Below are 15,994 nucleotides of genomic sequence, written 5' to 3' on the forward strand. Positions count from 1 at the left end.
ACGCCTCCATGAATTTTGCCCAAAAAATCCGCCGCATAATATACAGTTCTCAGAATAAAGCAAACGTTTTCGTGTGATATTTTTTTTGATAATCATTCATGGCATTAATGGTTTGTTAGTTTTTCTCCGTTGTCAGTGAACCACCGCGTGTGAGTTGAGTTTCCAGCATGGTTTGCGAACGAATAAGTTCGTCTGTGAGTAATTTTTCGTCGGGCAACTGCACTTTGTACTCGCTCGCCATGATGGTGTTTGGCAGGCCAGCCAGCGCGTAATGCGCTTCCCCCGCGCCTTTCCCTGCGCACAAAACCAGGCCGACTGGCGGGTTTTCTCCGGGCATTGTCCAGTGCTCTTTGGCATAGTTCAGGTACATATTCATCTGCCCGGCATCCGCATAACCGAATTTGCCTACCTTCAGGTCAACGAGCAACAGGCAGCGCAAGCGACGATGGAAGAACAGCAGGTCGACGCGGAACCAGCTATCGTCTATACGTAGTCGGCGTTGGCGGCCAACAAAAGCAAAATCGTCACCGAGCTCCAGCATAAAGTCCATTAGGTGGCTGAGCAGCGCGTCTTCGAGATCTGATTCGGAATACTCGTCCTTCAGGTTAAGAAATTCCAGAATGAACGGGTCGCGTATGGCTTGCTCCGGCAAAACGTTTGGCTCGGCGGGTGCAGGCTGCTGCAACATGGCGGATTTGTCGTGGGACAGTAGCGTTCGTTCGTAAAATTGAGTGGCAATTTGCCTGTCGAGCTGCCTAACTGACCAGCCGTTACGTAGCGTCTCTTTCTCGTAAAAAGTGCGGGCATCGGGATTTTTTACCGACAAGAGGCGGACATACGCCGACCAGGGAAGAGGGAATGTTTTGGCGAGCGGTATGAGATTTGAAGATTCCGCAGACAGTGTCTGCGGAATTTCAATATGTTGAAAACAAAGATAAAATGTACGAATTTGCCATAGGTTTCTGGTGGAAAAACCGCGCTTATAGCGCTGACTTAAATCTACCGATAATCGTTCGATAAGCTGAGTACCATAGGCCGCTCGCGCTTCTCCTCCCTGTTCAAATTCGACAATGCGTCGGCCAATTTCCCAGTAGGTGGCAGTCATAATGGCATTGATGCTGCGCACGGTCTCGGTACGTGCCGTATCGACCAGACGAATAATACCGTCATGAATTTGCTGATATTCATCAGACTGTGGCACTAAAGTTGGATTCGTCATGTCATCCCTTACGTGATAGTTTTATTGTGAAATTAGAACGCTATCAATACGCTTCAGGCGTAAACGGATCAATCTATGAACGGATTTTACATGGCATTACATCTCGATTTACGAGCGGGTTTCCAGAATCGGCAGGAGAGATATTGAGGAGAGGAATATCGGCTCCCCAGCCATCAGCACAAGGCATCAACCGGGGAGCCGGAAGGGTTACACTTCGAGGTAGTTCATAATCCCGTCAGCCGCCTTACGGCCTTCGGCAATCGCCGTCACCACCAGATCGGAACCGCGCACGATGTCGCCACCGGCGAAGATTTTCGGGTTGCTGGTCTGGAAAGCATTATCGCTGCGTTCCGGCGCGATAATTCGTCCCTGCGAGTCCAGTTCCACGCTGTGTTTCGCCAGCCATTCCATGCTGTGTGGACGAAAACCAAACGCCATCACCACCGCATCAGCCGGAACCACATGCTCGGAACCGGCGACGATCTCCGCCCGCCGACGGCCTTGGGCATCCGGTTCGCCCATTTCAGTGCGCACCATTTTTACGCCGCTCACTTTGCCGTTGGCATTGACTTCAATGCCCAGCGGTTGAACGTTAAACTGAAATTCGACACCTTCCTCGCGCGCGTTTTTCACTTCGCGTCTGGAACCCGGCATGTTCTCTTCATCACGACGATAAGCACAGGTTACGTGCGTTGCGCCCTGGCGTATGGAAGTGCGTACGCAGTCCATTGCGGTATCGCCGCCGCCCAGCACCACTACGCGCTTTCCTTCCATACTGACATATGGTTCGTCGCTGGTTTCGCCAAACCCCATGATCTGCTTCGTATTGGCGATCAGGAACGGCAGAGCGTCGAAAACCCCGTCCGCATTTTCATTTTCCAGCCCGCCGCGCATTGACTGATAGGTGCCGACGCCAAGGAACACCGCGTCGTACTCTTTCAACAGCTCGTCAAGTTCGACGTCGCGACCCACTTCGGTATTAAGTTTGAACTCAATACCCATGCCGGTGAAGATCTCGCGACGACGGGTCATCACCTCTTTTTCCAGTTTGAAAGCTGGAATACCGAAGGTCAGCAGGCCGCCGATTTCCGGATGGCGATCAAAGACCACCGCCTTCACGCCGTTGCGGGTCAGCACGTCGGCGCACGCCAGCCCTGCCGGACCTGCGCCGATTATCGCTACCCGTTTGTCCGTCTGGCGTACGCCGGTCATATCCGGGCGCCAGCCCATCTCAAACGCTTTATCGTTGATATAGCGCTCAATGTTACCGATGGTCACTGCGCCGAACTCATCGTGCAGCGTACAGGAGCCTTCGCACAGGCGATCCTGCGGGCAGACGCGGCCACACACTTCCGGCAGGGTGTTGGTCTGGTGCGATAGCTCAGCCGCCTCAAAAATACGCCCTTCGTTAGCCAGTTTCAGCCAGTTCGGGATGTAGTTATGTACCGGACATTTCCACTCGCAGTAGGGGTTACCGCAGGACAAACAGCGATCCGCCTGGGCTTTCGCCTGACCTTCAGAAAACGGTTCGTAGATTTCAACAAACTCGATCTTACGGATCTTCAGCGGTTTCTTCGGCGGATCAACGCGCTGCAGGTCGATAAATTGATAAACATTCTGGCTCATTTCAATTCCTTACTGCGCCTGCACGCGCAATTCTGCCGCACTACGACTACGGTGGCCCAACAGGGCTTTGACATCGCTGGACTTGGGCTTAACTAACGCGAATTGGGTTGAGAAGCTTGACCACCTGGACAGGATCTCTTCGCCGCGTTGCGAACCAGTATGTTGCACGTGCTCGGTGATCAGGCCGCGCAGATGCTCTTCGTGGATAGCCAGCGAATCAACGTCCAGTACTTCTACCAGTTCCGGGTTCACGCGTTTACGGAATTCGCCATCTTCGTCCAGCACATAGGCGAAGCCGCCGGTCATCCCCGCGCCGAAGTTAACGCCGGTTTTACCCAGCACGCAGACGATGCCGCCGGTCATGTATTCACAGCCGTTGTCGCCGATGCCCTCTACTACGGTAATCGCCCCGGAGTTACGCACGCCGAAACGTTCGCCCGCGCGCCCCGCCGCGTACAGACGGCCACCGGTCGCTCCATACAGGCAGGTGTTGCCGATGATGCTGGCTTTATGACTGAGGAAGGCGGAACCTACCGGCGGTCTGATGGCGATCAAACCGCCTGCCATACCTTTACCGACATAGTCGTTGGCATCGCCAGTCAGATATAACTCTACGCCGCCCGCGTTCCACACGCCAAAGCTCTGGCCTGCGGTACCGCTGAAGTGTGCTTTAATCGGATCGGAAGCCAGCCCCTGATCGCCGTGGGTCTGTGCGATGTAGCCGGAAAGCGACGCGCCGACGGAACGATCGGTGTTGCGGATGTCGAACCAGAAGGTTTTGCTCTGGCGCGCATCGACAAACGGTTTCGCCTGCTGCAACAGTTGCGCATTCAGCACGCCGTTATCAAACGGCGGGTTATTCTCGGTGCAGTACAGCGCTTTACCCGGATGAGGTTCAGCGGTTTCCAGTAGACGAGACAGCGCCAGCTTCTGCTGTTTAGCGGTGAAACCCTCCAGCTCTTTCAGCAGGTCGGTGCGGCCAATCAAATCCACCAGGCGGGTCACGCCAAGCGAAGCCATCAGCTCGCGCACTTCGCGGGCGATAAATTCAAAGTAGTTGGTCACTTTGAACGGCAGGCCGTGATAGTGGTTCTTACGCAGTTTTTCATCCTGCGTCGCCACGCCGGTTGCGCAGTTGTTCAGATGGCAAATGCGCAGGTATTTACAGCCCAGCGCCACCATCGGACCGGTGCCGAAGCCGAAACTTTCTGCACCGAGAATCGCCGCTTTGATGATATCGACGCCGGTTTTCAGACCGCCGTCCACCTGCAGACGAATCTTGTGACGCAGACCGTTGGCGACCAGCGCCTGCTGGGTTTCAACAAGTCCTAGTTCCCACGGGCAGCCAGCGTATTTCACCGAAGAGAGCGGGCTTGCGCCGGTACCGCCGTCGTAACCGGCGATAGTAATCAGATCCGCATAGGCTTTCGCCACGCCGGTCGCGATGGTGCCGACGCCCGGTTCGGACACCAGCTTCACGGAGATCATCGCCTTCGGGTTGACCTGTTTGAGGTCGAAAATGAGCTGCGCTAAGTCCTCGATAGAGTAAATATCGTGGTGCGGCGGCGGGGAGATCAGCGTCACGCCCGGCACTGAATAGCGCAGTTTAGCGATATACGGAGTGACTTTATCCCCCGGCAACTGACCGCCTTCGCCCGGTTTCGCGCCCTGCGCGACTTTAATCTGAATCACATCGGCATTGACCAGGTAGGCCGGCGTCACGCCAAAGCGACCGGAGGCCACCTGTTTGATACGCGACACTTTATTGGTGCCGTAGCGCGCCGGGTCTTCACCGCCTTCGCCGGAGTTGGAGTTACCGCCGAGGCTGTTCATCGCTTCGGCCAGCGCTTCGTGCGCTTCCGGACTTAATGCGCCGATAGACATGGCTGCGGTATCAAAGCGTTTAAACAGCTCACTGGCGGGCTCAACCTCGTCGATAGTCACCGCCTCGCCGTCTGGATGTATCGCCAGCAGATCGCGCAGCGTTGCCGCCGGACGCTCATTGACCAGTTTGGCGTATTCCTGATAATCGCTGTACTCGCCGCTCTGTACCGCCTGTTGCAGGGTACGCACGACATCCGGGTTATAGGCGTGATATTCGCCGCCGTGGACGTACTTCAGCAGGCCACCCGGGCTAATGGGTTTGCGCGCCAGCCAGGCGCGTTTGGAGAGATTCAGCAGATCCTGCTGGAAGTCATCAAAGCTCGCGCCGCCGATACGGCTGACCACGCCCTGGAAGCACAGGTTTACCACATCATCGTGCAGTCCGACCGCTTCAAACAGTTTGGAGCAGCGGTAAGAGGCAATGGTCGAAATGCCCATTTTGGACATAATCTTGTACAGCCCCTTGTTGATGCCGTTACGGTAGTTCTGCATCACGGTACGGTAGTTTTTGGCGATGGCCTGGGTATCAATCAGACGCCCCAGCGTTTCGTAGGCCAGGTACGGATAGATGGCCGTTGCGCCAAAGCCGAGCAGTACCGCAAAGTGATGCGGATCGCGGGCGCTTCCGGTTTCTACGATGATGTTGGCGTCGCAGCGCAGGCTTTGTTCTACCAGACGAGTCTGTACCGCGCCCACCGCCATCGGCGCGGGGACCGGCAGGCGATTCTTACCGATATTGCGATCCGAGAGGACCAGCAGCACGGTGCCGTTACGCACCATCTGTTCCGCTTTATCGCACAGCGCTTTAACCGTCGCGTCCAGTGTGGTTTCGGTGACATCAAAGGTAATATCAAGCCAGTCGGCGCGGTAGTGATGCTCGCTCATGGTGGTGAGCTGTTTGAAATCGGAGTACAGCAGAATTGGCGATTTAAAACTCAGGCGATGGGCCTGACCTTCCGCTTCGCAGAAGACGTTCATTTCGCGACCGATGCTGGTGGCGAGCGACATGACGTGCGCTTCACGCAGCGGGTCGATAGGCGGGTTAGTGACCTGCGCGAACTGCTGGCGGAAGTAGTCGTAAATAATACGCGGCTGGCTGGAGAGCACGGCAAAGGGGGTATCGTCGCCCATTGAACCGACGGCTTCCTGGCCGTTTTCGCCCAACACGCGGATAACCGAGTCCAGCTCTTCGGCGCTGTAGTTAAACTGTTTTTGATAGCTGGCGAGCAGGTCATCGTCCAGTTCGCGGCTACCGACTTCTTCATCAGGCAGCTCTTCAAACGGCACCAGGCGGCGGACGTTTTTCTCCATCCACTCTTTATATGGATGGCGGCTTTTCAGGTCGTCATCGGTTTCCGCGGAATGCAGAATACGTCCGCCGCGGGTGTCGATCACCATCAGCTCGCCTGGGCCGACGCGGCCTTTCTCGACCACTTCATCCGGCTGATAGTCCCAGATACCGACTTCGGAGGCGCAGGTGATCAGCTTATCTTTGGTAATGACGTAGCGCGCCGGGCGCAGGCCGTTACGGTCAAGGTTACAGGCGGCGAAGCGCCCGTCGGACATCACGATGCCTGCCGGACCGTCCCACGGCTCCATATGCATGGAGTTAAAGTCAAAGAAGGCGCGCAGATCCTGGTCCATATCCGGGTTGTTCTGCCAGGCGGGCGGCACCAACAGGCGCATGGCGCGGATGATGTCCATCCCGCCTGCCAGCAGCAGTTCCAGCATGTTGTCCAGCGAGCTGGAATCCGAACCGGTTTCGTTAACAAACGGCGCAGCGGACTGTAAATCCGGGATCAGCGGCGTCTGGAATTTATAGGTACGGGCGCGCGCCCACTGGCGGTTGCCGGTGATGGTGTTAATCTCGCCGTTATGCGCCAGGTAGCGGAACGGCTGCGCCAGCGGCCAACGCGGCACGGTGTTAGTGGAAAAGCGCTGGTGGAACAGACAGATGGCCGATTCCAGACGCAGATCCGCAAGATCCAGGTAGAAGCGCGGCAGATCCGCCGGCATACACAGACCTTTATAAATGTTGACCAGGTTCGACAGGCTGCATACGTAGAAATCTTTGTCGTCCTGCAGGCGTTTTTCAATGCGTCGGCGGGCGATAAACAGACGGCGCTCCATATCACGCGGACGCCAGCCTGCCGGAGCGTTGACAAAAATCTGCTCAATACGCGGCAGAGAGGAGAGGGCGATTTCACCGAGCACGCCTTCATTGGTTGGCACATCGCGCCAGCCGACAATCGACAGGGTTTCCTGCTGTAATTCTTCTTCGACAATATGGCGTGACGCGGCGGCCAGTTCAGGATCTTTATTCAAAAATATCATCCCGACGGCGTAGTTTTTGGCTAAGCGCCAGCCGCGCTCTTCGGCCACGATGCGAAAGAAACGGTCAGGTTTTTGTAACAGCAAGCCGCAACCGTCGCCGGTTTTACCGTCGGCAAGGATCGCGCCACGGTGCTGCATCCGGGCCAGCGCGTGTATGGCGGTACGCACTACCTTGTGGCTAGGTTCGCCTTCTATGTGGGCGATCAGGCCGAAACCACAGTTATCCTTCTCAAGGGATTTATCGTACAACATATCAGTGAACCTCCCCAGGCTCTACGGGACGCTCTCCCAACCGACGGCGCGCGGGCACAGCAAGAGCATGGCGACGGGGCTGGCGCATCATACGCTTACCTCGCATTCGCCCTCTTTGTGTCCTTTGCGCATTGGTAAATACGGTTAAGAGGGAATCTCAATTACTGCATAAATATGATGAGCAGACGGCTCATCCAGAAAGCTTCCAGCGGATCCCCAACTTATCGGGAATCCACACCCAGGTCAAATGGCAAACTGATTTATGCAAAAGTGTGCTGTAGCACAGATAACTTTTTGAATCTGTTGAAATTAAAAGGTTTTTTATAGAAGGGCTGCTAATACGGAGCGGCAGAAAGCCTGTGATCTGTCTCACTATAAGAGCCGCTCGCCAGACGTTATCTGACCTTGCTTTTTCAAAAATCTTGGCATTTTATGCTGTTTTAAGAGTGAGCAGTATTGAATGCTACTGTTTTTATCGATGACCCAGCAAACGCTGAAAAAAGAGGGGAATATCAGGAAAAATCATCAGCGGGATTATGAATGAAATATCGTTTATTTTGCTTGATTATGCAATGGGTAAAAGCCTTCCGGGACGATTGATCCAGGTCATCGCCAAAGGAGACTAAAAATGGCAGGCTTTGGCCTCTTTTTAAGAGGCGGTCTATCAGATTATGCAGTTACAGAAATTAGTCAATATGTTTGGTGGGGATCTTTTACGTCGGTATGGGCAAAAGGTTCATAAGCTGACGCTTCATGGCGGTTTTAGCTGCCCTAATCGCGACGGCACCATCGGGCGTGGCGGTTGCACCTTCTGTAATGTCGCCTCTTTTGCCGATGAGGCGCAGCAGCATCATTCGATTGCCGAGCAGCTTGCGCATCAGGCGCATCTGGTGAACCGCGCTAAACGCTATCTGGCCTATTTCCAGGCCTACACCAGCACCTTTGCAGAAGTGCAGGTGCTGCGTTCCATGTATCAACAGGCGGTCAGCCAGGCCAGTATCGTCGGGTTATGCGTCGGTACGCGTCCGGATTGCGTCCCGCAGGCAGTAGTAGATTTACTGTGTGAATATAAAGATCAAGGCTACGAGGTGTGGCTGGAACTGGGATTGCAAACCGCACACGATAAAACCCTGCGCCGAATTAACCGCGGGCATGACTTCGCCTGCTATCAGCGTACCACCCGGATTGCCCGGGAGCGCGGGCTGAAAGTGTGTGCGCATCTGATTGTGGGGCTGCCGGGCGAAGGGCAGGCAGAATGCCTGCAAACCATGGAGCGTGTGGTGGAGACGGGCGTTGATGGTATTAAACTGCATCCGCTGCATATTGTGAAAGGCAGTACGATGGCCAAAGCCTGGGAAGCGGGGCGGCTGAACGGCATCGAACTGGACGACTACACGCTAACGGCAGGTGAGATGATTCGTCATACGCCGCCGGAGGTAATTTATCACCGAATTTCAGCCAGCGCTCGCCGTCCGACGCTGCTTGCCCCGCTGTGGTGCGAGAATCGCTGGACGGGGATGGTTGAGCTGGACAAATACCTGAATGAGCATGGCGTACAGGGCTCTGCGCTGGCCCGTCCCTGGATACCACCTGTAGCGTAGCGTGATGAGGGGCGCTACGCATATTTCGCACAATATTCAACGCGGTTCCCATAATTGGGTATTATGTGCGAAGTTGTGGTGAAGGAATCCTCTATGAAGCAAATTCGTATGCTGGCGCAATACTATGTCGACCTGATGATGAAATTGGGTCTGGTGCGCTTTTCCATGCTCCTGGCGTTGGCATTGGTGGTGCTGGCGATTGTCGTGCAGATGGCGGTGACCATGGTGCTGCATGGTCAGGTTGAAAGTATCGACGTTATTCGTTCCATCTTTTTTGGCCTGTTAATTACGCCCTGGGCGGTCTATTTCTTATCCGTTGTTGTTGAACAACTGGAAGAGTCAAGGCAGCGACTGTCGCGTCTGGTGCAAAAGCTGGAGGAGATGCGCGAGCGCGATCTCAAGCTTAACGTACAGTTGAAGGACAATATTGCCCAGCTTAATCAGGAAATTGCCGATCGCGAAAAAGCGGAAGCGGAGCTGCAAGAGACATTTGAACAGCTAAAAGTAGAAATTAAAGAGCGTGAAGAAGCGCAAATCCAGCTAGAACAGCAATCCTCTTTTCTGCGCTCCTTTCTGGACGCCTCGCCGGATTTGGTTTTTTATCGTAATGAGGATAAAGAGTTTTCCGGCTGTAACCGCGCAATGGAATTGCTAACCGGCAAGAGCGAAAAACAGCTGGTGCATTTGAAGCCGGAAGATGTGTACTCTCCCGAAGCGGCGGAGAAAGTCATTGAAACCGATGAAAAAGTATTCCGCCATAACGTCTCCCTGACCTACGAACAGTGGCTGGATTACCCGGACGGACGAAAGGCCTGCTTTGAAATTCGTAAAGTTCCTTATTACGACCGTGTCGGTAAACGTCATGGCCTGATGGGATTTGGTCGTGATATTACCGAACGTAAGCGCTATCAGGATGCGCTGGAACGCGCCAGCCGCGACAAGACCACATTTATCTCTACCATCAGTCATGAGCTGCGCACCCCGCTTAACGGCATCGTCGGTTTAAGCCGCATCCTGCTGGATACCGATCTCACCGCCGAACAGGAAAAATACCTTAAGACAATCCATGTCTCCGCCGTGACGTTAGGCAATATTTTCAATGATATCATTGATATGGATAAGATGGAGCGGCGTAAGGTTCAGCTTGATAACCAACCCATTGATTTCACCAGCTTTATGGCCGATCTGGAAAACCTTTCCGGTTTGCAGGCGCAGCAAAAAGGGCTACGTTTTGTGCTTGAGCCGACGCTGCCGTTGCCGCACAAAGTCATTACCGACGGAACGCGTCTGCGCCAGATTTTATGGAATTTGATCAGCAATGCGGTGAAGTTTACTCAGCAGGGCCAGGTGACGGTGCGGGCGCGCTATGATGAAGGCGACATGCTGCACTTTGAAGTGGAAGATTCCGGGATCGGCATTCCGCAGGATGAGCAGGATAAAATTTTCGCCATGTATTATCAGGTGAAAGACAGTAACGGCGGCAAACCGGCAACGGGTACCGGTATCGGGCTGGCGGTCTCCCGTCGGCTGGCGAAAAATATGGGCGGCGATATTACCGTTTCCAGTCTGCCGGGCAAAGGATCGACCTTTACGCTAACGGTTCATGCGCCAGCGGTGGCGGAAGAGGTGGAGGACGCCTTTGATGAAGACGACATGCCGCTGCCCGCGCTGCATGTTCTGCTGGTCGAAGATATTGAACTGAACGTGATCGTGGCGCGTTCGGTACTGGAAAAACTGGGGAACAGCGTGGATGTCGCGATGACCGGCAAGGCGGCGCTGGAGATGTTCGCGCCGGGAGAATACGACCTGGTCTTACTGGATATTCAGCTACCGGATATGACGGGTCTGGATATTGCCAGAGAACTGACCCGTCGCCACACGCGGGAAGATTTACCGCCGCTGGTAGCGCTTACGGCTAACGTTCTGAAAGATAAAAAAGAGTATCTGGACGCTGGTATGGACGATGTGCTGAGTAAGCCGCTGTCGGTGCCGGCCTTAACCGCGATGATTAAAAAATTCTGGGATGCCACCGATAAAGAGGAGAGTACCGTGACGCCTGAAGAGAGCGATAAAGCGCAAGCGCTGCTGGATATCCCGATGCTGGAACAATACATCGAGTTGGTTGGGCCTAAATTGATCACCGATGGCCTCGCGGTGTTTGAAAAAATGATGCCTGGCTATTTAAGCGTGCTGGAGTCCAATCTGACGGCGCGTGACAAAAAAGGCGTCGTTGAGGAAGGGCATAAGATTAAAGGCGCCGCCGGTTCGGTAGGGCTGCGTCATCTGCAACAGCTTGGTCAGCAAATCCAGTCGCCGGATCTTCCCGCCTGGGAAGATAATGTCGCGGAATGGATTGAAGAGATGAAGCAGGAGTGGCAGCACGATGTCGCGGTGCTGAAAGCCTGGGTGGCAAACGCGGAAAAAAAATGACCCCGGTTTGACCGGGGTGCGCGAATACTGCGCCAACACCAGGGAAATCGTGGCTGCGCCGTGCTTATTATGATGATGTCAAAGGCGCAGTCCTGTTTTCAGGCCGCACGCAGTTAAGATAGCAAATCCTAAATGATTTGTTACATGAATCATTTAAATGTGTGAAGCGTAGCATTTTAATCAAAATTATTAATGGGCTTGAGTCGGTTGCAGGAGGATGTTCACCATGAAAAAAATTGGCGTAGTGCTCAGCGGATGCGGCGTCTATGACGGCGCCGAAATTCATGAGGCCGTTCTGACGCTGTTGGCCATTGCCCGCAGCGGCGCGCAGGCTGTCTGCTTTGCGCCGGATAAACCACAAGCGGATGTGATTAATCACCTGACCGGCGAAACGATGGCGGAAACGCGTAACGTCCTGATTGAGGCGGCGCGTATTACGCGGGGCGATATTCGTCCCCTGTCCCAGGCTCAGCCAGAGGAGCTGGATGCGCTCATTGTGCCTGGCGGTTTCGGCGCGGCGAAGAACCTGAGTAATTTCGCCAGCCAGGGGAGCGAATGCCGGGTGGATAGCGATGTCGTCGCGCTGGCGAAGGCTATGCACCAGACCGGCAAGCCGCTGGGATTCATCTGTATCGCGCCCGCAATGTTGCCGAAAATCTTTGACTTCCCGCTACGTCTGACAATAGGGACGGATATTGATACCGCTGAAGTACTTGAAGAGATGGGCGCCGAACACGTACCTTGCCCGGTTGATGATATCGTTGTGGACGAGGATAACAAGGTCGTGACCACCCCTGCCTATATGCTGGCGCAGGATATCGCTCAGGCGGCAAGCGGCATTGATAAATTAGTGTCGCGCGTGCTGGTTCTGGCGGAATGAGCAAACGACGCATCGCGCCGTTAACGTTTTTGCGCCGTCTACTTTTACGTATCCTTGCTGCGCTCGCCGTCTTTTGGGGCGGCGGCATTGCGCTGTTTAGCGTGGTTCCGGTGCCTTTTTCGGCGGTGATGGCGGAACGGCAGATTAGCGCCTGGCTCGGCGGAGAGTTCGGTTATGTGGCGCATTCTGACTGGGTCAGTATGGCGGATATCTCGCCGTGGATGGGGCTGGCGGTAATTGCGGCGGAAGACCAGAAGTTCCCTGAGCACTGGGGCTTTGATGTTCCGGCGATTGAAAAAGCGCTGGCGCATAATGAGCGGAATGAGAGCCGTATTCGCGGCGCCTCTACGCTTTCGCAGCAAACGGCGAAAAATCTCTTTTTATGGGATGGACGCAGTTGGGTGCGCAAAGGTCTGGAGGCCGGGCTAACGCTGGGCATTGAAACTGTCTGGAGCAAAAAGCGCATTCTCACGGTTTATCTGAATATCGCGGAGTTTGGCGATGGTATTTTCGGCGTGGAGGCTGCGGCACAACGGTATTTTCATAAACCTGCCAGTCGCTTGAGTGTGTCTGAAGCCGCGTTGCTGGCGGCGGTATTGCCAAATCCGTTACGCTATAAGGCGAATGCGCCGTCTGGCTATGTGCGTAGCCGGCAGGCGTGGATTATGCGCCAGATGCGACAACTGGGCGGGGAATCTTTTATGACGCGCAACCAGCTTAATTAATTTTGCCGATTGGCGGCGCGAACGCCTTATCCGGCCTGCGATCTGTGTCGTCCAGGCCTGATAAGCACAGGCCATTAAGCTTCGTGAGAAGTAAGCGCCAGCCGTTTCTTGTCTTTTGGCTGCGCGTCCCTCTCCAGGGCAACGGCCAGCGCAGGCTGGGCGATAAACCGCTGCCACACTCTCTCCAGTTTGCGTTCACAGCACCATGTTGACCAGGTCGCCAGCGGGATAAAGGTACTTTCCCCCAGATTGTCGCAAACCACCGGAACCACTTCTGACTCGCTGATACGCTGGCACAGGATATTTTGCGGCTTCAGCGACATCGTCACAATATGGTTATCCAGCAGGTAACGTTTCAGTTTTTTCAGTAGCCGCCGCAGGACAGCGACATCCTCTTCATAACGACATTGCGCGGCGAACTCGGTCAGGGTAATAGAGGGCGCGCCGTTGAAATCGGTAATCATGTCGTAGACATAGCCGGTGCCGCAATCGGTTTCTACCGTGCCGTAATAACGGGGGATAGCGCTCCAGTCCGTCAGGTAGCGGGACAGATGTGCATAGTAGCTCAGTTCACGCCGAATCTCTTTATCACCGCCGTGGTCACGGTTGTAAATAACTTTTATGCAACGCCGGGCATTATCCGGATGCGTATAGCATTTACGATGTCGACCAGCGCCCAGCGGAGTCTGTTTCGATAAGAGGATCATGGCAAGTCCTGGAAAAATTTATTCACATAAATTTAGTATGGACAAAGAACTTAAACAAAACCTAAACGAAATTTTTTAAGGTTTTCTTAATGTTTTTATGCATAGGTAAAGCGCACGAAATGTACAAATCTTACGAAAGGGCGGGGCTGCGGGACAAGAGGCAGGCAGGCGTAACACGCCCGGTTTTGGGGTGACTGTCATCAAATACCGGGACGGCGTTGGGGGAAATAGGGTATAGAGGGGGAGGTTTAGTCTTCGTCAAAGCCGGAATTGAACAGCGCGATAACCGCCGCCAGCGCTTCAACTTCTTGCGGGCCGGTGGCTTCAATTTCGATCTGACGCCCCTTGGCGGAGTCGAGCATTAACAGCGCGATGACGCTGTTCGCTTCCGCTTCAGTGCCTTCGTCATTGCGTAATAGCACCTCGGCGTCAAACCCCTGCATCAGTTCGAAAAGCTTCATGGCAGGCCGGGCATGCATGCCCAGCTTATTGGTGACTTCAACAGTTTGCTTTACGGTCATGTTTTGCGTTTTTCCAGCGTGCGATGGCGAGACTGGACATTTTTACCGCGCGAGCGGAAGTAGTCTGCCAGCTGTTCTGCAATATACACCGAACGGTGTTTCCCGCCGGTACAACCGATAGCGACGGTAAGGTAGCTGCGGTTGTTGGTCTCCAGCATCGGTAACCATAGCTCAAGATAGCTGCGAGTCTGATAGATAAAATTGTGAACTTCTGTGTGTCGGTCAAGAAACGCGGCTACCGGCTTATCAAGCCCGGTCATGGGGCGCAGTTTTGGGTCCCAGTGCGGGTTGGGCAGAAAGCGGACATCGAACACATAGTCCGCATCAATCGGGATACCATGTTTAAAGCCGAAGGACTCAAATACCATCGTCAGTTCACGCTCGCGTTTGCCCAACAGCCGGGTACGCAGCATCTCCGCCAGCTCATGGACGGACATTTCTGAAGTGTCGACGATCAGATCCGCACGTGAGCGTAACGGCTCCAGCAAGTCACTCTCTTTATCGATCGCACTCTCTAAAGAAAGATTTTTGCTGGAAAGCGGATGCAAACGGCGCGTGTCGCTGTAGCGGCGAATCAAGGTATTGCGGTCGGCATCAAGAAACAGCAATTGCGGCGAGAAAGCGCCAGGCAGATTATTCATCGCCTGTTCAAAAATCTCAGGTGATTCAGGCATATTGCGCACATCAATGCTGACGGCGGCGGAAATCTGGCGATCGGCCAGCGTTCGCGCCAGATCGGGCAACAGCACGACGGGGAGGTTATCCACGCAGTAAAATCCCATATCTTCCAGCGCGCGCAGAGCGACAGATTTACCTGATCCGGAACGCCCGCTGACGATCATCAGTACCATGTACCGTTTCTCCTCACAACGACAGAAATAAATGCCATTGAGTTGTTATGCCTCATTCTGCTCACCTTCGGTGTCAGTAATGATTTGATACAGCTCTTCATCATTCAGCGCCGCGCGCAGGCGGCGGCAGATCGTTTTATCCGCCAGACGTTTCGCCACCAGCGACAGCGTGTGCAGATGCGTTTTAGTTTGATCGGCGGGCACCAGCAGGGCGAAGAGGAGATCGACCGGCTGGTTATCGATGGCGTCGAACGCGATCGGCGTTTCGAGCTGAACGAACACACCGACGGCGCGTAAGGTATCTTCTTCCAGTTTCCCGTGCGGGATGGCGATACCATTACCAATACCGGTACTGCCCATTTTTTCGCGTGTCAGAATGGCTTCAAACACGACCTGAGGAGGTAAACTGAGCTGTTTTGCCGCCAGTTCGCTGATGATTTCCAGCGCGCGTTTCTTACTCTGACAATGAACGCCGCTACGCGTACACTCCTGGTTAAGTACACTGCTCAGTTGTAGAGTCGTATCGTTATTTATCATAATTTCACCTGAGAACCTGTCCTGTCAGGTTGATGGCCAGGTTCGGAGCGCTAACTGTACAAATGGCCCGTTGTGTCACACAACAGGCCGTCCTGCACTGGCTAACTGCCCGGACAATTAGTGTTGTTTCAGTTTATCTTTATGCCTGGTTAACTGCCTTGCCAGTTTATCAATCAAGCCGTCAATGGCGGCATACATATCCTGGCCTTCCGCGCTGGCGTGAATTTCGCCGCCATTAACGTGTAGCGTCGCATCCGAGATGTGCGTGACCTTCTCCACTTTCAACACCACGTATACCTGATTAATCCGCTCAAAATACTGTTCAAGTTTGGCGAATTTTGTCGTCACAAATTCACGCAGGGCTTCAGTAATTTCGACATTATGTCCGGTGATATTGAGCTGCATAGTGTCTTCCTTATCGGTTGGG

General features: G+C 54.2%; 12 protein-coding genes. 4 read left to right on the top strand and 8 right to left on the bottom strand.

What is annotated here, in order from left to right; genetic code table 11:
* Window positions 1-115 precede the first annotated feature (115 nt).
* From ACLJNW_RS07585 to gltB, 3 genes are all read right to left on the bottom strand, one after another.
* Window positions 116-1,219 carry a YhcG family protein gene (locus ACLJNW_RS07585; RefSeq protein WP_024154682.1) on the bottom strand — a complete coding sequence of 368 codons (1,104 nt, stop codon included), beginning with the start codon at window positions 1,217-1,219 and terminating at the stop codon, window positions 116-118.
* A gap of 207 nt (window positions 1,220-1,426) precedes the next feature.
* Window positions 1,427-2,845 carry a glutamate synthase subunit GltD gene (gene gltD / locus ACLJNW_RS07590; RefSeq protein ID WP_023204559.1) on the bottom strand — a complete coding sequence of 473 codons (1,419 nt, stop codon included), beginning with the start codon at window positions 2,843-2,845 and terminating at the stop codon, window positions 1,427-1,429.
* 9 nt (window positions 2,846-2,854) lie between these two features.
* Window positions 2,855-7,315: a glutamate synthase large subunit gene (gene gltB, locus ACLJNW_RS07595; RefSeq protein WP_023204558.1), complete on the bottom strand. Its 4,461-nt coding sequence runs from the start codon at window positions 7,313-7,315 to the stop codon at window positions 2,855-2,857.
* 671 nt (window positions 7,316-7,986) lie between these two features.
* Between gltB and ACLJNW_RS07600 the strand changes: the two genes are divergently transcribed.
* From ACLJNW_RS07600 to mtgA, 4 genes are all read left to right on the top strand, one after another.
* Window positions 7,987-8,916 (top strand): TIGR01212 family radical SAM protein, encoded by a 930-nt coding sequence (locus ACLJNW_RS07600; protein WP_001176887.1) that lies wholly within the window; start codon window positions 7,987-7,989, stop codon window positions 8,914-8,916.
* A 93-nt stretch (window positions 8,917-9,009) separates the two neighbouring features.
* Window positions 9,010-11,346 carry an aerobic respiration two-component sensor histidine kinase ArcB gene (gene arcB, locus ACLJNW_RS07605; protein ID WP_000809813.1) on the top strand — a complete coding sequence of 779 codons (2,337 nt, stop codon included), beginning with the start codon at window positions 9,010-9,012 and terminating at the stop codon, window positions 11,344-11,346.
* Window positions 11,347-11,572: 226 nt separating this feature from the next.
* On the top strand, window positions 11,573-12,226 hold the full coding sequence (gene elbB / locus ACLJNW_RS07610) for an isoprenoid biosynthesis glyoxalase ElbB (RefSeq protein ID WP_001626852.1): 654 nt from the start codon (window positions 11,573-11,575) through the stop codon (window positions 12,224-12,226).
* Window positions 12,223-12,951 (top strand): monofunctional biosynthetic peptidoglycan transglycosylase, encoded by a 729-nt coding sequence (gene mtgA, locus ACLJNW_RS07615; protein WP_000044653.1) that lies wholly within the window; start codon window positions 12,223-12,225, stop codon window positions 12,949-12,951. The genes elbB and mtgA overlap by 4 nt, the downstream gene beginning before the upstream one ends.
* Before the next feature lie 74 nt (window positions 12,952-13,025).
* Here mtgA and yrbL read toward each other — a convergent pair whose 3' ends face one another.
* From yrbL to hpf, 5 genes are all read right to left on the bottom strand, one after another.
* Window positions 13,026-13,658, bottom strand: coding sequence for a PhoP regulatory network protein YrbL (yrbL, locus tag ACLJNW_RS07620; protein ID WP_000602196.1), 633 nt, complete (start codon window positions 13,656-13,658; stop codon window positions 13,026-13,028).
* A gap of 248 nt (window positions 13,659-13,906) precedes the next feature.
* Entirely contained in the window at window positions 13,907-14,179 is a 273-nt protein-coding gene (gene npr / locus ACLJNW_RS07625) for a PTS phosphocarrier protein NPr (RefSeq protein ID WP_000216797.1), read from the bottom strand.
* Entirely contained in the window at window positions 14,176-15,030 is an 855-nt protein-coding gene (rapZ, locus tag ACLJNW_RS07630) for an RNase adapter RapZ (RefSeq protein WP_000243749.1), read from the bottom strand. Before rapZ ends, npr begins: the two co-directional genes overlap by 4 nt.
* Window positions 15,031-15,075: 45 nt before the next feature.
* Complete coding sequence (ptsN, locus tag ACLJNW_RS07635) at window positions 15,076-15,567, bottom strand: PTS IIA-like nitrogen regulatory protein PtsN (protein WP_000609332.1); 492 nt, start codon at window positions 15,565-15,567, stop codon at window positions 15,076-15,078.
* 117 nt (window positions 15,568-15,684) lie between these two features.
* Complete coding sequence (gene hpf / locus ACLJNW_RS07640) at window positions 15,685-15,972, bottom strand: ribosome hibernation promoting factor (protein WP_001176589.1); 288 nt, start codon at window positions 15,970-15,972, stop codon at window positions 15,685-15,687.
* Between the last annotated feature and the right edge of the window lie 22 nt (window positions 15,973-15,994).

Source organism: Salmonella sp. SAL4457 (assembly GCF_046548235.1).
GTDB classification, from domain to species: Bacteria; Pseudomonadota; Gammaproteobacteria; order Enterobacterales; family Enterobacteriaceae; genus Salmonella; species Salmonella enterica.